The organism is Pedobacter suwonensis (assembly GCF_044762335.1).
Taxonomy (GTDB): Bacteria; Bacteroidota; Bacteroidia; order Sphingobacteriales; family Sphingobacteriaceae; genus Pedobacter.
The window spans coordinates 215187-232878 of the sequence record NZ_JBIWEB010000008.1; the positions used below are offsets into that span (position 1 = coordinate 215187).

Here is a 17692-nt window from a genome sequence, read left to right on the forward strand (position 1 = left end):
ACCTATCAGGTTTTCTAAACCTGATAGGTTTTTTACACAAAATGAACAAAATCCCAAAAGCTTTCCTCATTTCCGATCTTATCTGCTTTACACTGCTTTTGGCTTTCCTTTTTTCCTTGCCGTCAAAACTTTTCAAAACGCCTACCTCCTATGTTATCGAGGCCAGCAATGGGCATTTATTAAGTGCTGCAATCGCCAGCGACGGGCAGTGGCGTTTCCCGGTGGCAGATCGTGTTCCTGTAAAATTTAAGGATTGCATTATTGCTTTTGAAGATAAACGGTTTTATAGCCATTTTGGGGTAGATGCATTGGCCATGAGCAGAGCCATGCGGCAAAACTTGCGCGCAAAAAGTGTGGTAAGTGGTGGCAGTACGCTAACCATGCAGGTTATCCGGTTATCGCGTAAACAAGACCGGACCATTTGGCAAAAATTACTGGAGGTCATTTTAGCTTTCCGCTTAGAAATGAGATATTCAAAAGAAGAAATTATAGGTCTGTACGCGGCCAACGCCCCTTTTGGGAGTAATGTTGTAGGTTTAGAAGCTGCCAGCTGGCGGTATTACGGCCGCGATGCTAAAACGCTTTCATGGGGTGAGATGGCCACCTTAGCCGTTCTTCCCAACAGTCCCTCATTGGTTCATCCCGGTAAAAACTCAACCAGACTTGTCAAAAAAAGGAATGATCTGTTGGATAAGCTTGCCAGGTTAAAATATATCGATCAGACAACAGCTAATTTATCTAAATTAGAGCCAGTTCCGGGCAAACCTATGCCCCTGCCCCAGAATGCGCCGCACCTATTAAACCGCTTTAAAGCAGAACGTGTCAACCTTAACATCCCAAATACCAGAATTACTTCTACCCTGGATGAAAACATACAGCTAAAAGTTAATGCCATATTAAAACGATATAACAACCGCTATAGGGCAAACGATATCAATAATATTTCTGCCTTGGTACTTAACGCCAGAACCGGCCAGGTGGAGAGTTATGTAGGTAATATATATCAACCAGAAAATACTGAGTTGCAAAGCCATGTAGACATGATTAAGGCACTTCGGAGCCCGGGTAGTACTTTAAAACCGTTGCTATATGCCAGTATGCTTAATGATGGCTTTATATTACCGCATACCATAATTCCCGATATCCCTACTCAAATAGCCGGTTATTCACCACAAAATTACGATCTGGGTTATGATGGCGCCATTGCTGCAGATAAAGCACTGAGCCGCTCTTTAAACATCCCCGCTGTAAAAATGTTGCAGCAGTATAAATATGAACGCTTTTATGATAAATTAAAGAAATTGGGGATAGGCACCTTGAACCAGCCGGCAGATCATTATGGATTGTCGCTAATTTTGGGCGGCAGCGAAGTTACGATGTGGGATCTGGCCAACACCTATATGGGTATGGTACGCACACTGAACCATTTTAACACCTATAAAGGCCTTTACAATCCCGAAGATTATAAACAGGCTACTTACTTTAGTCATCAAACTAAAGAGGAAAAAGACTATCAGCGCAATTCATTTTTAGATCACGGCGCCATATGGGCTACCTTTAATGCCATGGAAGAAGTAATGCGCCCTGGTGATGAAGGCTTATGGGAACAGTTTTCATCTTCGCAACGGGTGGCCTGGAAAACCGGTACCAGTTTTGGTTTCCGCGATGCCTGGGCCGTAGGCTTGACGCCAAATTACGTAGTATGCGTTTGGGTAGGTAACGCAGATGGTGAGGGCCGGCCAGGATTAGTGGGCATAGAAGCGGCTGCGCCAGTGCTCTTTGATATTTTTAGATTGTTGCCTAATGGTAAATGGTTCGAAACACCTGTAACCAAACTCAAAAAACTTAACATATGTAGACAAAGCGGTTATAAAGCAGGAGAATATTGTACTGATGTGATTCAGGAACTTGTTCCGGTTGCCGGAGAAAAGACAGCCGTTTGTCCTTTCCACAAATTGGTTCATTTAGACCAAACAGGTACTTTTAGGGTTACCGACAATTGTGAAAGTACCACTCAGATGCAACACAAAAGCTGGTTCATTTTACCACCGGCTATGGAATACTATTACAAAATAAAAAATAGCGGCTATAAATCCCTCCCTCCTTTTAAAGCTGGTTGTGATCTTTCAGGTGGAAACAGTGTGATGGAAGTCATTTATCCTAAAAACAATGCAATTGTTTACATCCCATTGGAGCTAGACGGAACCAGAGGTAAAATCGTAATTAATGCAGCGCACAGAAATCCGGGTGCTAAAATATACTGGCACATTGATCATGAATATATAAGCACTACCACTAATTTTCATCAATTGGCCATTAATCCGCCGCCCGGTAAACATATTTTGACATTGGTGGATGAAAATGGCGAACGGCTGGTGCAAACTTTTACGATTTTAGATAAAGAAAAGAAGTAAAATTTTTACAAGTCTTGCTTTCCGAATAATAAATTAATGCATTAATGATTTAGGGTTTGAATGTTTATTAGTAAATGAGCCTTAAGTGTTCGTGGCAGCTTGCAGTACCGCTATTGCTTACGTTCCTCTACCGACGGAATGTCGGGATCCGGGCTATTCCACCTTATCATATTGATGTACAGCGGCTTGTGAATCTTAAAACCTGGGTAGCAATAGAAAAACCAATTCGAAAATGACCCAAACGATTCTAAAGAATGAAAATAGCAGCTGGTTTACCCTGGAAAAAATAAATTTTGCTTACTACACTTCCGTTCTGGTAACTACCAACTGACGCGAAATTGTACCATACACCATTAAATACTGCGCAATCATATAAGTTGCCATAATTAATGCTCCGCTTTGTGGAATGGGCTGACTAAACTTATTAACCGCCAAAATGCTATCAGAAAGCAAGAAAAACAATGCCGCATAAAAAATGAGCTTAAAGCTGAAAATGTTTACTTTACCATATCGATTGAAGGCCATGATGGCCATAACCGTGGCAATGATAGCATACATTAAAACGGGGAATTGCATGGGCCCCAGTTTAGGCTGCAGGTAGAAGAACAACCCTGAACAAAAGATGGCAAAAGCGCCTACAACCCATAAAAAATATGGCGTTTTGTGATTAGGATTAGATTTATGATCAAGTGTAAATGCCCTGATGTAAAAAATGTGGCAAAATATAAAAGCGATTAAGCCATAGATAAAAAAACTCGGTTTATCTTTTTGGAAAATCAGCAGCACATCGCCAAGCCAAGCAAAAATCAATCCTGCAAAAATCCGCTTGTGGAAACGTCCTTTTAAATTCGAGCCAACATAAAGCCACACTAAGAGCACAACTACAATTAACGGCTTGGCAAAATTGCGCAGCAGCATATCATTGGTATATTCTGCATATAATTGAATTGTGAATACGAGAAAAAATATAAAAGAAAATAACTTAGTCTTCATCAATGACGGGATTTGCCTTTTGCAAATTTAAAAACCAAATTACGGATATTAAGTGGATCGCCATAAAAATTACTTGATAACCAACCGGCAATTTCAAAACAGGACCAACAAAGCACCAAAAAGCGGCCTGAAATATACGAATCTAATTTACCATGCTTTCTGTTCTAATAAAACTACATATGAAATTAACGCAACAGGATCCAACCCCATATTCTCCCGGGCAATTCAGAAAAACGCCCATGTTCGAAAATATATTTGCATCCAAAAAACAAAGTTGTTTTCAAAAAACTCAGCGAGATGCTGACCTATACCCAGACTTAATTGGCGATACCATCATTGAGCCTGTAGTAATTAAGTTGTTTATAAAGTTATAGGCCAATTCTACGCCAATCAGAATAAAAAAATGGAATAGATCATTTAGTTAATCTATATTCATATAACAATGCTTAGTCAGGCATACTTGCTTAGCAATTTTCTTCATCAGCGTAAAAATATATTACTGTAATATTTATGCTTGTTTGGCATTAGTTATTGATAATTAGCAAACGCAACCTTAACTTTGGTTGGTTAATTTAATGTCTCACTACATTTGATTGTCCACTAAATCATCCCACCTATGAAAAAATTGTCTCTCCTTCTTTCGCTAACTGCAGTAGCATTTTATGCAAAAAGCCAAACGATGATACTAGCCAAAGATGTAGCTCAATATGTCGGAAAAAACGTTTCCATCTGCGATTCGGTTTACAGCGCAAAAGCTTTAGATAAATTAACCTTAATTAATTTGGGAGGTGCCTATCCAAAAGAGCTGATCACTATAGTGATCAATAAAGAGGATGAGCGTAAATTCCCTTCAGAACCTGCAAGCATGTTTATTGGAAATAACGTTTGTGTCACCGGAGTGGTTTCAGATTTTAAAGGCAAAAAACAGATAGTAGTTACCGATCCAAAACAGATTGTCGTAAAATAATCAATCGTCAGCTTGTGGTATTTCTGCCACTTTAGCAGCCTCGATATAAAGCATAACCTGGTTAACACAGGTATTTAAATGTTCGTTAAGCTCATGTTCCCAAAACCGCATTACCGTATAACCTCTGGCGTTGAGCTGCTGATTTACGTGTCGGCCGCGTTGTATATTTCCTTCAATCTTCGGAATCCAAAAACGCGAATTTGTTTTTATGGAGGCTTTCCTTTTATCCCATTTTTAGCCATGCCAAAAATCACCATCAACGAATATGGCCAGTCTATATTTATTAATCACGATATCTGGTTTGCCGTGAATTTTCTTCGGATGGATCCTAAACCTCAAATTTCTTACCCAAAGCGCTTTCCGAAGTTTTAACTCCGGCAAACTATTTTTTGCCTCAATTTCAGACATGTTCTGGCTTCGCTGTGTGGTGGTGTAAAAACCCGCACTTTCTTCAAAGCGCGGAACTTTAATATCTTCTTCTTTATATGGTTGGGTTCCATAATTAAGTTAACCCAAAGTACCGTGAATTGTTTAAAAATGATGGTAAATGGAAAAAACGGGAACAACCTAAGCACCTCCTCTTTTAAAGGAGGTGCTCTTGGGCCGAAGCGTTAATACAAAAAGTATAATTTGAGTAAATTGTCGAAAAGTGAGCTTTTTCAGTTGGCAGAAAATATTCCTGCCAACCTCATAAGCATAGATATCCTTATTATCTGACCCGAAGATTGGAAATCATTTCAACACCTCCCAACTTGTTATACAGATAGGTGTATTTCCTTGATGAATAGTCTGATTTTCTTGATGAATATTTTAAGGTTTTTATTTTATTAAGTACAGAAACCGAATTTCCACAACCCTTACTTTTAAATTATAGCATTTTAAAAGCCGTAAATTTTGCAGCTATCAGCATAAAATCCATAGTTTTGGCCCTGATCAATTTATAACTATGCCATTAAAACGAAATACGCTAATTTTTATACTTGCCCTGTTAATTGCTGCTTTTGCCTGTTTAAGCTTCTTTATTGCAAAACATCCCATACTTGATTTTGACATTAAAACCTCCATGTTTATTCAACAATACCATGCAGACTGGTTAGATAAATTAATGCTGGCCATCAGCTTTTTTGGCGAACTCCCCTACTCATTACTATCTGTAGTAATCGTGGCAATCGTATTTTATCAACAGCAATATAAACGGGAAGGAATATTCATTTCGACTGTTTTATTATCGGGACTAATTATTCTAGGTATAAAAAATATAATCAACCGTCCACGTCCAACTGCATTTTACGTACGACTGGTTGAAGTGAACCGATTTCAAAGTTATCCCAGCGGCCATGTACTTTCTTACACACTCTTTTTTGGGTTTTTAATCATTTTGATGAATACGCTGAAAGATGTGCCGAAGCTAACCCGGAATATCGTAACCTACATTTCAGCCTTTTTAATGATCGGCATTGCACCATCCAGAATTTACCTGGGTGCACATTGGCTTACAGATACGGTAGGTGGTTTTCTGTTAGGCTTAATCTGCCTTTTCCCGCTTTGCTACTTCTATTTTAAAAAAGGATAGAGATTAAGCTTTTGCCTGCAGTTTTTCTTTCTTCCTTACCCTGCTTAAAGTTTCAATCCGCATGCCTAAATAGCTCGCCAGAAATTTTAGCGGAACTCTGGATTTTATAGCAGGAAAACCTGTTTGAAATTGTTTATACCTGATTTCAGCCGAAGGAATTCGTGATAAAACAGACCGTTCTTGCGAAGTATGATAATGTATAGCCAATAATTTTCTGGCCAAAATATTGGTTTCAGGAAATTTAACATACAGATCATCTATAAAACGGTAAGGAAGTATAAGCAGTTCAGAATCTTCCAATGCCTGATATTGTTCCCGGTAGGTTGGCACGAGTGTCCCGGGATTTCTAATCTGCCCTATCAGGTTATTTTCAGCTGTTAACCATGCGGTAATGTCCTTTCCTTCGTCTAATATAAAAGCGCGTACCAATCCTTTAAGGATAAAGAACAAACAATCTCCGTTAATGTAGTTTAATTCAGGTAAAATTTCATTCTTTCGCACCACCATCTTAAATGTCTCTTTCTTTACCCGATCAATTATTTCTTTTCTTAATGGCTGCAGCTCATTTAAATATTTGATAAAAGCATCGCCCTCATCATAGGCATCGGTCATCATATCGATCATGGTTTTATAAAATGTGCAAGTTATTATTTGAACACAGGATTTCCAAAGGATAAAAACGCGCCTAACTAGTAAAAATTATATTTAGGAATATATGGTCTTATCTGTTGATTATGACACAGCTTCAGGCATTTATATTTTGGTTATTTGTTTTGACAAAGTATCTTTTAACTTAATGATAAAAATTATAATAATTTTGCCGCTATGATGAACGATAAACCCAAAGCTTTCCTTTTTGACCTCAACGGTACCATGATTAATGATATGGCTTTCCACAACAAAGCCTGGCACGATATTCTTACACATGATTTAGGTGCCAACATCAGTTTTGACGCTGTTAAGAAACAGATGTATGGCAAAAACCAGGATTTGCTGGAACGTGTATTTGGCGTGGGCCATTTCACCCAGGAACAAATTGATCAGATTTCCATCGAAAAAGAACGCAGGTATCAGGCCGCGTATAGAGCACATTTGGCATTAATAACCGGTTTGGGCGATTTTTTGGAAAAAGCACAACAATCAGGTATCCAGATGGCCATCGGTTCGGCAGCCATCCCTTTCAACATCAACTTTGTGCTCGATAACTTAAATATCCGTTCTTACTTTAAAGCAATTGTAAGTGCCGAAGATGTGGAGAACAGTAAACCAGATCCTGAAACCTTTACCAAAGGTGCTGAAATTTTGGGTGTGGCCGCTAACCAATGTATTGTTTTTGAAGATGCACCGAAAGGTGTTGAGGCGGCGCAAAATGCCGGAATGAAATGTGTTGTACTTACAACAATGCACACCAGAGCAGAGTTTTCCGCCTATCATAACATTATTGCATTTATAGAAGATTATACTGACCCCGTGTTACAAGAACTTTTCTAAAAAGATACGGCCCGAATTAGTCAGGCCGCACGTTTCATCATCATTTTTCATTAAATCAATAAGCAAAGAGATTATTTACTGAATTTGTATATAGAGCTTGTTTTATACATCTGGCCTGGTTTTAAAACCGTTGACGGAAAAGCAGGTTGGTTGGGTGAATCTGGAAAGTGTTGTGTTTCCATGGCAATTGCCGTTCTAAAATCATCTTTAGCACCACTTTTAAAGGTATTTTTGCTTTGCATAAAATTTCCGCTGTAGAATTGCAAACCTGGCTCCTGTGTATAAATGTCCATAATGATGCCCGACTGGTCTCCTTTTACCGTAGCCGCATGAAACATGCCCATAGCTTTGGTTTTATTAAGCACATAATTGTGATCATAACCTTTACCGAAAGTTAACTGCTCGTTTTTATCATTTATGCGTGCACCAATAGTTGTAGCAGTGGTAAAATCGAACGGTGTGCCTTTAACCTTTTCTATTTTCCCGGTCGGGATCAGGGTAGAATCAACAGGTGTATATTCATCTGCATAAATCTTCACCTCATGGTTTAAAATTTCTCCACTTCCATCCCCATTTAAATTAAAAAACGCGTGATTGGTTAAATTTACCACCGTAGTTTGATCGGTTTTAGCTTCATAATCCATCTTCAATTCATTTTCGTCTGTTAAGGTATAGGTCACTTTAACATCTAAATTACCTGGAAAATTTTCTTCTCCATCTTTTGACAGATAATGCAGTATCAACCTATTGGCAACAGGTTGACTTGCATCCCAAACAACATATTGAAAGCCTTTTTTGCCTCCGTGGAGGGTATTCTGTCCGTTATTGGTAAAAAGCGAATAGCCTTTCCCCTCAAGTGTAAATTTTCCTTTGGCTATACGGTTACCGTAACGGCCAATAGTTGCACCAAAATAAGGTTCGGTTGATTTCTCGTAATCGCCAATGCTTTTAAAACCCACCACTACATCTACCAGCTTCCCATCTTTATCTGGCACCGTTAAACTAACCAGGCGACCACCGTAATTGGTAAAAACGGCCTCTGCACCGTTTTTATTTTTTAAAATGTACAAGGCAATCTGTTTACCATCAATTTCTTTTTTAAAAGAATCGGCAACTAATTTTACAACTGCTAAAGGGGCACTTTTCAAAGTATCTGCTGAAGAAGATTTTTTGGTTCCGGATTGGCAGGAAGCTAATCCGATTGCAGCAGTTACGCACAGGCCTGCTAATGATTTTAATTTCATAAATTGGAATACTTGGTTTAGATTTTTATTATAAATATATCGCTTAATTTTACAAATAAAACGATTTAGATGAATTAAAAAACAAATATTATCGCCATTAAAACGTAACGATACGATTTGTAGAATACCCATTACAAAATGTAGAAGAACAATTCGGAGATCAGAATTTCAATAAAGGATTCTGTTCATAATGATTTTATGCCTTATAATTAAAGCGATCATCTTTTGGATTTCGGTAAAACAAGCTGCAACCTGTTCGTTTATCTTATGATTACGTATGAAACTAAGAATATATTGACTATCAGCAGCTAAAATCCGTCAAAACTAATTATTATTGCAACAATCAAATTATAAGCATGAATCAAATTATTTCAACCGATCGCTACCACAAAATGCAATATCGCCGTTGCGGAAAGAGTGGACTTAAATTACCGCTCATATCATTAGGCTTATGGCATAATTTCGGACATGTAAACGTTTTTGAAAACAGCAAAAACCTTATCTATACTGCTTTTAACAACGGAATTACGCATTTCGATTTAGCTAATAATTATGGCCCGCCCCCTGGATCGGCTGAGGAAGTTTTCGGGAAAATACTGCACGAAAATTTTAAAGGCTATCGTGATGAAATGATTATTTCAAGTAAAGCCGGATATACCATGTGGGATGGTCCGTACGGCGACTGGGGCTCAAAAAAGTACCTGGTTTCCAGTTTAGATCAAAGCTTAAAACGAATGAAGCTGGACTATGTGGATATTTTTTATCACCACCGTCCAGATCCCGAAACACCATTGGAAGAAACGATGGGTGCTTTGAGTCTATTGGTGCAGCAGGGAAAGGCATTGTATGTCGGTATTTCAAATTATCAGGCTGAAGAAGCCGAAAAAGCAATCAGGATTTTAAAAGATAACGGTACGCCCTGTTTAATCCACCAACCCAAATATTCGATGTTTGAACGTTGGGTTGAAAATGGTTTGCTTGATGTTTTATCGCAAAATGGTGTGGGTTGTATTCCATTTTCGCCATTGGCGCAAGGTTTACTTACCGATAAATATTTGCACGGGATCCCATCTGACTCAAGGGTAGCTACAAGCGGAATTTTCCTGAAAGAAAGTAACATCACTCCAGAGAAATTGGCGGTAATTTCCAGATTAAATGATCTGTCACAATCCCGTGGACAAAAACTGGCGCATATGGCTTTATCGTTTATATTAAAAGATAATCGAATCACTACGGTACTCATTGGTGCAAGTAAACCGGAACAGATTACGGATTCAATTAAAGCATTGGATAATATCGCCTTCAGCGAAGCCGAACTCAAGTTAATTGACGAGATTTTAGCTTAAAAATTCGTAACAGCCATGATGCTTCATTCTATAGCTATCGGATGGAGCATCACGGAATCTATAAGTCTTAAAACTGTTGACGTTAAAAATCATTACGCCCACAGGCAAAAACCACATAGCGGATCAGCCAGGCTGATCTTAAACATATTGTATTGAAATGAGCATTCAATGATTGAAATAAGGATTAACCCAATTTCATCATTTGTTCTAAAACCAAATGAGATTAAATGGGTTTAAGAAATGAATCTATTACATTTCTTAATTTATGGCAAGAGCCAATAATTCTATTTATAGTGCCTTAGCAGCTAATTTATTAATCGCCGTAACCAAATTTATAGCTGGAGCGTTTACCAACAGCTCTTCAATGATTGCAGAAGGCATTCACTCTACGGTTGATACCAGTAACCAGCTTTTATTGCTTTATGGGCTAAAAAGAAGTGTAAAACCGCCAGATAAATCCCGCCCGTTTGGTTATGGGAAAGAGCTGTATTTCTGGTCGTTCATTGTATCCATTATGATTTTTGGTTTAGGCGGTGTCGTTTCAATTTCGCAAGGCATTGCACACATCCGCCGCCCGGAGGTTTTGGGCAATCCAACATGGAATTACGTGGTATTGGGTTTATCCTTTATTTTCGAAGGCACCTCACTAATCATTGCGATAAAAGAATTTAATAAAACGCGCAAAGGTTTACCCTGGTGGAAAGCGATCATTAAAAGTAAAGATCCATCTGGCTTTTTAGTGCTTTTTGAGGATGGTGCCGCAGTTTTAGGATTGGTAATTGTTTTTATTTTCATGGTACTTAGCCACAATTTAAATTTACCATTTTTAGATGGACTGGCTTCGGTTTTGGTGGGCACACTTCTGATTTTTGTATCGTTTATACTGGCAAGAGAGAGCCGCAGTCTACTCATGGGCGAAGGTTTAACTTCAGAAACGCAGCAGAAAATTAAAAAACTGGTCGAAAATGATCCTGATGTAATTACCGTAACCAGTGTTTTATCACAATATCAATCTCCAAAGGAAGTATTACTGGTACTCATTCTTACCTTCCATGCAGAATTAAACACCACCGATTTAACCAATGCAATCGACAGGTTGAGAGCTAAAATTAAAGCAGAATTAAATGTCGTTAAGTTTGTGATTATCCAGCCGCAGTCTGCTGATGTAACAGAAAATGATTTCAGTACTGATATTCATCTCGAATAACACAGTTAAATTGTCTATGCAAACGAACTGGTCAGTTTTAGCAGGCCAGGGAGAGATCTTTGATTGATATCCAAAAATCCCCCTCTTTACTGCAGCGCTGCTTTATAATTGATGCTAGATGACCTGCAAAACAATTTTTCCTCTTGTATGTCCTTGTTCACTTTCCATTTGCGCCTGTTTTGCACTGGTAAAAGGCAAAACTTTATCAATAATGGGTTTAACTTTTCCTGAATCTATCAAACCGGCTATTTCAGTCAGTTGCGCTGGAATGGACTGTGCCATAAAACCAATCAGGTGAACTTTTTTATCCTTTGCTTCGGCCACAAATTCCGGCATTAAAGTCGTAATTACGCGTCCGCCTTCTTTTAATATATTTAATGATTTGAACTGCGTTTCTTTTCCAACGGTATCCAAAACAAGATCCACATCTTTTACCACAGACTCAAAATCTTCCATTTTATAATCTATCACTTCATCAACGCCCAAACACTTCAAAAAGTCGGTATTGGTATCTGATGCGGTACCGATGACATAAGCACCTTTCCATTTTGCAAATTGTACAGCATACGTACCTACGCCACCAGCTGCAGCATGTATCAATACTTTTTGTCCGGCTTTTAGCAAACCATGATCGAATAAACCCTGCCATGCGGTTAAACCTGCCAAAGGCACAGCAGCTGCTTCGGCATGTCCTATACTCGTCGGTTTCACACTGATGATATTGGCTTTTACTACGATGTACTCGGCATAGGCCCCATTTTTGGTTGGATCAGGTCTGCCATATACCTCATCACCTTTTTTAAACTCGCTTACTTTTTCTCCAACTTCCTCCACGGTACCGGAAACGTCCCAGCCCAGTGTTAAAGGTAATTTTGCGGGAAATTTATCTTTATGATGTCCCTCCCTGATTTTCCAATCAACCGGATTAACGCTGGTTGAATGCACTTTGATCAATACTTCGTCGGGAGCTGGTTGGGGGATTGGAATTTCATCAATTGATAACACTTCCGGACCGCCATACTCATGGATTCTAACTGCTTTCATATTAGGATATTATTATTACTTGATATATACTGTTTTAATATTCACAAACTCATGGATACCGAACATACTCAACTCGCGGCCGTACCCAGACTGATTGATACCACCGAAAGGCAAAGCAACATCTGATTTTACGCCCTGGTTTACGAAACAGGAGCCTGCCGCCAGTTTATTACGCGCAATATCTTCTGCCAGTGCACTGTTTTTAGTAAAAACAGCCGCCCCCAGGCCGAAATTGGTATCATTAGCAATATAAATGGCATCATCGGCATCTTTTGCTGCAATGATGGCAGCTACCGGACCAAACAGCTCCTCATCATATGCCAGTACACCTTTTTTTACTTGGGTTAAAATAGTGGGCTGATAATAGGCATGGTGACCAGCAATAGACGGAATCTCGCCTCCCAGGATACATTTTGCCCCTTGTTCTATGCTTTTTAATACTTGTTGATGCAGCTCATCGCGAAGTTCGGCCCTGGCCATTGGACCAAGATCTGTTTCAGCCAATAGTGGATCGCCCGTTCTTTTGCTTTCCATTTCGACTTTAAAAAGTTGTGTAAATTTTTCTTTTACTGATTCTTGTACAATGAAGCGTTTAGCGGCAATACAGCTTTGTCCGTTGTTGATCAACCTGGCTTCGGCACATATTTTTGCTGCCTCTTCCAAATCTGCATCTTCCAAAATAATATACGGATCGCTACCTCCAAGTTCCAAAACTGTTTTTTTTATCAGTTTGCCTGCCTGTTCCGCTACTTTTTTGCCTGCTTCAGTACTGCCCGTTAATGTTACCGCTTTGATATATGGATTTTCGATTACTTTCGGAATGGCCTTACTGTCGCAGATCAGCGTTTTAAAAACGTGTTCCGGAAATCCCGCATCTTCAATTATCCTTTCTATTTCGAGCGCGCAGCCGGTAACACCCGATGAGTGTTTTAGTACACCCGCATTGCCGGCCATTAAGGCGGGAGCAAGAAAGCGAAATACCTGCCAGAATGGGAAATTCCAGGGCATAATGGCCAGTACCACACCGATAGGTTGAAAGCTCACATAACTTTTGGACGCATCTGTTTCGATGAGCTGATCTGCTAAAAATGCGGCTCCATTTTTAGCGTAGTATTCGCAAACGGCGGCACATTTGAGTATTTCGGACACACCATCCTTTAATGGTTTGCCCATTTCTAAGGCCATCAGTTCGGCTAACTTATCCTTGCGTCCGCTTAAAAGTTTTGAAACCTGCAACAGTAATCCGGAACGGGTTTCGAAATCAGTCTCCTTATAGTTTAACCATGCCTGGTGCGCCTGATCTACTTTCTGACCGATCGAATGATCAGTATCTTCCCCGTATTTTTTTATGATTGCCCCATTTATGGGGTTTATAGACGAAATGCTCATTTAATAATAACAAATGAGCATTTTAATTGTGTTGTTTATTTTAGATTAGTGGATTGAGAAGCAAATGGAATACGGAAATGAAAGGTAGAACCTTTGCCATATTCACTTTCTGCCCAGATTTTAGCTTTATGTAAATTAATGATCTCAGCGCTTAGGTACAATCCTATTCCAAATCCCGAAATGGTTCTGGTCTGCTGGCTTGAAACACGATAAAACCGGTCAAAAAGTTTTTCCAGATCATGGGCCTGTATACCAATACCAAAGTCAGTTACCGACACCTGAACATCATTGTCGCTGATTACCGATTTAACTAAAACCGTGCTGTTTAAATCTGAATATTTTACGGCATTGCTGATCAGATTTGAAATAACAGAACCAATTTTATCTTTATCGGCGTAAATTAATTTAGACGCTCCTGCTTCAAAATCGATTTGATTACCGGGATAAATTAATCTTAAGTCTTCTATCACATCCAGGGCTACCTTATCCAGGTCAAAATGCGACAAATTCAATTGAATTTCTCCCGATTCCAAACGTGATACATTTAAAAAAGAACTGATCAGGGTACTCATTTTGCGAATCTGCTTCTGAACCTTTGCCAATGTGTTTATCACAAAAACATCTGCTAGGTTTTTACTCTGCATCAGTTGCACGTAAGCACTCATGGAAGTTAAAGGTGTTTTCAGTTCATGGCTTACCATGCTGATAAAATCATTTTTTTGTTGTTCTTCCTTTATGCTGATTAAAATCTGTTCCTGATCGAGTGCTTCACGCTGTAGTTCAGTTTCTTTAATGGCGTTTTCGGCTTTTACCATGTCGGTAACATCACTGGCCGTATGAAGAATACAATAGGGAATTCCAGACTCATCCTTTATTGCGCGGTATTCGTAGCTATAATAAGCAGTTTGAAGCCTCCCGTCCCTCATTGTTTCAGCCGGTATTGCATTACCTTTATCTGTTACTCCTGTTAACATTACATTTTTGAGCATATGAATAAAAGGTTGCCCCTTTAATTCGGGCACGGCATCTTCCAGTGGTTTACCGATAATAGAACGGTCTTTGTCCCAAAAATCAATCATGGCATCATTAGCCATTTCAATTACAATATCTGCTGATGTGTAGATGGCTGTTGCATCTTTTGATAAAGAAAGAACCTCTAAAAGCTGGTCATTGCTTAAAACTTTTGAATATCTTTCCATTTATACTTTAAATTAAAACCGGGCTACGACAATATGTTGAATAAACCAATTGAACTAGTTATGATACAAGCCTAACTTCACAAATGTTTGGCTATTCTTCGAAATTGTTGATTTTAATAATCTTTCATTGCTTTTAATTCATGTAAAGGAGTTCAGCACTTCAATTAATCTTATTTAGAATAAATAAAAATAATTTGATTTTGATCCGCAAAATTGTTTTCTTTGCGACAAATAAGAATCAATCTAAATAAGATGAATAAAAATTTTACGTTTCTTTTAAATTTCATTGTCCTTTTTCTGGTTTTGACAGGAAATATTATGGCACAAGATAAAACAGGGTCAATTGCAGGTCTTATCAAAACCAGCGATGGGATCCCGGCAGCGTACATCAATGTTGGTTTGAAAAATACGGGTAAAACCACTCAAACTGACGAAAAAGGTAATTTCACAATCAAGAATGTTCCATCTGGAACGTACATCATCAAGATATCTTCGGTAGGCATTTCTGCACAGGAAAAGTCAGTTGTTGTAACTACCGGTCAAACCGTAAATGCAGATTTCACCATCGCAGAATCATCTTCACAATTAGATGAAGTAGCGGTTAATGCTTATAAAACTCCCAATAGAAAACCGGTTAATTTAGGTAAAATTGCCATTGCACCTATTGATCTTCCGCAGGCTGTACAAATTATAGGAAATCAGGTTATCACAGATCAACAGGCGAATACCCTTGGCGATGTAATGAAAAATGTAAATGGCGTTGCTTTAGGTGCCAATCGCGGGGCCGTTGGCGAAAACTTCTATGCCAGAGGTTATAGCCTGGGCAGCAATAACATTTTTAAAAATGGCGCAAGAACAACTATTGGCGGCAGTCCGGAGGCGAGTACACTGGAATCAGTAGAAGTGTTAAAAGGTAGTGCTGCTTTACTTTATGGTGGTGTAACGGGTGGAGCCGTTGTAAATATGGTGACTAAAAAGCCTAAATTTGAAACTGGTGGTGAAATCAGTATGCGTACAGGTAGTTATGATCAATACAAGCCAATGATTGATTTTTACGGTCCGGTATCCAAGAAACTAGCCTTTAGGGCAATCAGCACTTATGAAAATGCAGGAAGTTTTCGGGATAATGTAAAATCAAAACGTTTTTATATTAATCCATCAATGTTGTATCAGATAAGTGAGCAGACGGAAGTTTTGATCCAGGGTGATTATTTGAAAAGTGATTTCACTCCCGATTTTGGTGTGGGATCGGTGAATAACCAGATTGTAGATTTTGGACGGAGTGCATTCATCAACACACCATGGGCTTACAATAAAACAAATACGGCTACTGCGCAGGCCAATATCACACATAAATTTAACAGCAACTGGAAGTTAAATGCCATTGGTTCCTTCCAATCTTACAATCGCAATTATTATGGATCTGACCGCATCCAAGCCAATACATCGGGTATTGCAGCGAGAAATCTTTCAAGAGCACTCAGTAAAGAATTTACTTATAACCAGCAAATTAATGTTAACGGAAGTTTCCATACAGGAAAGATTAAACATACCGTTTTATTTGGTGCAGATGCCGATCAATCCAGAGTAACCAGTAATGCCTTCGCTTATGGTAAAGATGCGAAGGGTGCCAATATCACAACCTTAAATTATGGCAATGTAAATGTATTTGATCCGGCCACCTATTATGGTTCAGGGGTAATGCCTGAAGCTCTCGCCATAACCAGCACACTTGCACCAATATACAGATATGGTGCTTTTGTCCAGGACTTGATCGAAGTAAATGACCAATTTAAGGTTTTGGCAGGCCTACGTTATACAGACCAGAAAAATGCCAGTTCAAGGGCCTTGAATTTAGAAACCGGAATAACTACACCGGGGGCAACAAAGTTTGATGATGCTTTTTCTCCTAAATTAGGATTAATATACCAGCCTCTTAAAACCACGTCACTGTACATCAGCTATGCGGGCAACTTTATAACCAACACCGGTACCGACATTTATTTTGAGGCGCTTCCGCCATCATTGGTAGATCAATATGAGGCTGGTATAAAAAATGATCTATTCGGAGGTAGGTTATCGGCCAATCTAACTTATTACAAAATCAGGAACAATAACACTGCGCAAACCGCTATGTATGATCAAAATGGTAACCTTAACTCCAATACCAACCTCAAACAATTAAACGGAACTACCGTAAGTGACGGCCTTGAAATCGATTTAACGGGCGCCATTTTAACCGGTTTAAATTTCACGGCAGGATTTAGCTACAACTTTATGCGTTTCACCAACACGCCTGATGTTACCGGTATGATTGAAAATGTTCGCCTAGTGGGTACAACGAAAAACACGGCGAACGCAACCTTATTCTATACTTTTCAGGATGGAGCAATAAAAGGTTTAAAATTGGGTGCCTCGGCATTTTATACCGGCAAACGCAATGGCGGCTGGAACGATGCTAAAAATGCAACAACACTAAGGCTAATCCCGTTAAGCGCCTTTACCACGTTCGATCTTTCTGCGGGGTACAGCTGGAAAAAGTTCTCGCTGCTTGCAAAAGTTTCTAACCTTACCAATGCACTGAATTATTTTGTGCACGAAAACTATAGTGTAAATCCAATTGCTCCGCGCCAATTTGCTACTACCTTATCTTATAGATTTTAGCGAAAAAGGGTTAAAGACAGCTTAATCCAGATCCATCACTTCAATCTCATCGCAGGTGAGCTTGAAGTGATATTAAATGTTTAAATAATTCAACAGGAATATCAATAGGTTGACGTTGAAAGTATTCAACTTATTTTCTACGATAATCACCCCCGGCACAA

The 17692-nt window shown here is 39.0% G+C and carries 15 protein-coding genes; 7 read left to right on the plus strand and 8 right to left on the minus strand.

Annotated features, from left to right (window positions below; genetic code table 11):
- Window positions 1-41: 41 nt before the first annotated feature.
- Window positions 42-2414: a penicillin-binding protein 1C gene (gene pbpC, locus ACIQXP_RS14845; RefSeq protein ID WP_387505838.1), complete on the plus strand. Its 2373-nt coding sequence runs from the start codon at window positions 42-44 to the stop codon at window positions 2412-2414.
- Between the two features lie 300 nt (window positions 2415-2714).
- Here the strand turns inward: pbpC and ACIQXP_RS14850 are convergent, their stop codons facing one another.
- The gene (locus ACIQXP_RS14850; protein ID WP_293741356.1) at window positions 2715-3407 is read right to left on the minus strand and encodes a lysoplasmalogenase; all 693 of its coding nucleotides are present in this window, start codon (window positions 3405-3407) and stop codon (window positions 2715-2717) included.
- A gap of 616 nt (window positions 3408-4023) precedes the next feature.
- Here ACIQXP_RS14850 and ACIQXP_RS14855 point away from each other — a divergent pair.
- Window positions 4024-4374 (plus strand): hypothetical protein, encoded by a 351-nt coding sequence (locus tag ACIQXP_RS14855; RefSeq protein WP_090980053.1) that lies wholly within the window; start codon window positions 4024-4026, stop codon window positions 4372-4374.
- Here the strand turns inward: ACIQXP_RS14855 and ACIQXP_RS14860 are convergent, their stop codons facing one another.
- Both ACIQXP_RS14860 and ACIQXP_RS14865 read right to left on the minus strand, forming a co-directional pair.
- Window positions 4375-4584, minus strand: coding sequence for a DUF559 domain-containing protein (locus ACIQXP_RS14860; RefSeq protein ID WP_387505856.1), 210 nt, complete (start codon window positions 4582-4584; stop codon window positions 4375-4377).
- A 24-nt stretch (window positions 4585-4608) separates the two neighbouring features.
- Entirely contained in the window at window positions 4609-4845 is a 237-nt protein-coding gene (locus ACIQXP_RS14865; RefSeq protein ID WP_387505857.1) for a hypothetical protein, read from the minus strand.
- Window positions 4846-5320: 475 nt separating this feature from the next.
- Here ACIQXP_RS14865 and ACIQXP_RS14870 point away from each other — a divergent pair, with 475 nt between their 5' ends.
- Entirely contained in the window at window positions 5321-5947 is a 627-nt protein-coding gene (locus ACIQXP_RS14870) for a phosphatase PAP2 family protein (RefSeq protein ID WP_387505839.1), read from the plus strand.
- Window positions 5948-5950: 3 nt separating this feature from the next.
- On the opposite strand, the gene ACIQXP_RS14875 is transcribed toward ACIQXP_RS14870, so the two are convergent.
- On the minus strand, window positions 5951-6571 hold the full coding sequence (locus tag ACIQXP_RS14875; protein ID WP_387505840.1) for a Crp/Fnr family transcriptional regulator: 621 nt from the start codon (window positions 6569-6571) through the stop codon (window positions 5951-5953).
- Window positions 6572-6775: 204 nt separating this feature from the next.
- On the opposite strand from ACIQXP_RS14875, the gene ACIQXP_RS14880 reads away from it, so the two are divergent.
- Complete coding sequence (locus ACIQXP_RS14880; RefSeq protein ID WP_293741372.1) at window positions 6776-7438, plus strand: HAD family hydrolase; 663 nt, start codon at window positions 6776-6778, stop codon at window positions 7436-7438.
- A 71-nt stretch (window positions 7439-7509) separates the two neighbouring features.
- On the opposite strand, the gene ACIQXP_RS14885 is transcribed toward ACIQXP_RS14880, so the two are convergent.
- Complete coding sequence (locus ACIQXP_RS14885; protein ID WP_387505841.1) at window positions 7510-8682, minus strand: aldose epimerase family protein; 1173 nt, start codon at window positions 8680-8682, stop codon at window positions 7510-7512.
- A gap of 356 nt (window positions 8683-9038) precedes the next feature.
- Between ACIQXP_RS14885 and mgrA the strand changes: the two genes are divergently transcribed.
- Both mgrA and ACIQXP_RS14895 read left to right on the plus strand, forming a co-directional pair.
- Entirely contained in the window at window positions 9039-10028 is a 990-nt protein-coding gene (mgrA, locus tag ACIQXP_RS14890) for an L-glyceraldehyde 3-phosphate reductase (RefSeq protein WP_387505842.1), read from the plus strand.
- 265 nt (window positions 10029-10293) lie between these two features.
- On the plus strand, window positions 10294-11235 hold the full coding sequence (locus ACIQXP_RS14895) for a cation diffusion facilitator family transporter (protein ID WP_387505843.1): 942 nt from the start codon (window positions 10294-10296) through the stop codon (window positions 11233-11235).
- Between the two features lie 114 nt (window positions 11236-11349).
- Here ACIQXP_RS14895 and ACIQXP_RS14900 read toward each other — a convergent pair whose 3' ends face one another.
- The 3 genes from ACIQXP_RS14900 to ACIQXP_RS14910 are packed head-to-tail and all read right to left on the minus strand — an operon-like array spanning window position 11350 to window position 14867.
- Window positions 11350-12279, minus strand: coding sequence for an NADP-dependent oxidoreductase (locus tag ACIQXP_RS14900; protein ID WP_387505844.1), 930 nt, complete (start codon window positions 12277-12279; stop codon window positions 11350-11352).
- A gap of 15 nt (window positions 12280-12294) precedes the next feature.
- Window positions 12295-13668, minus strand: a complete 1374-nt coding sequence (locus ACIQXP_RS14905) for an NAD-dependent succinate-semialdehyde dehydrogenase (protein ID WP_387505845.1) — start codon at window positions 13666-13668, stop codon at window positions 12295-12297.
- A gap of 35 nt (window positions 13669-13703) precedes the next feature.
- Window positions 13704-14867: a PAS domain-containing sensor histidine kinase gene (locus ACIQXP_RS14910; protein ID WP_387505846.1), complete on the minus strand. Its 1164-nt coding sequence runs from the start codon at window positions 14865-14867 to the stop codon at window positions 13704-13706.
- A gap of 252 nt (window positions 14868-15119) precedes the next feature.
- On the opposite strand from ACIQXP_RS14910, the gene ACIQXP_RS14915 reads away from it, so the two are divergent.
- A complete protein-coding gene (locus tag ACIQXP_RS14915; protein WP_387505847.1) occupies window positions 15120-17531 on the plus strand; it encodes a TonB-dependent siderophore receptor in 2412 nt (803 codons plus the stop codon).
- Window positions 17532-17692 lie beyond the last annotated feature (161 nt).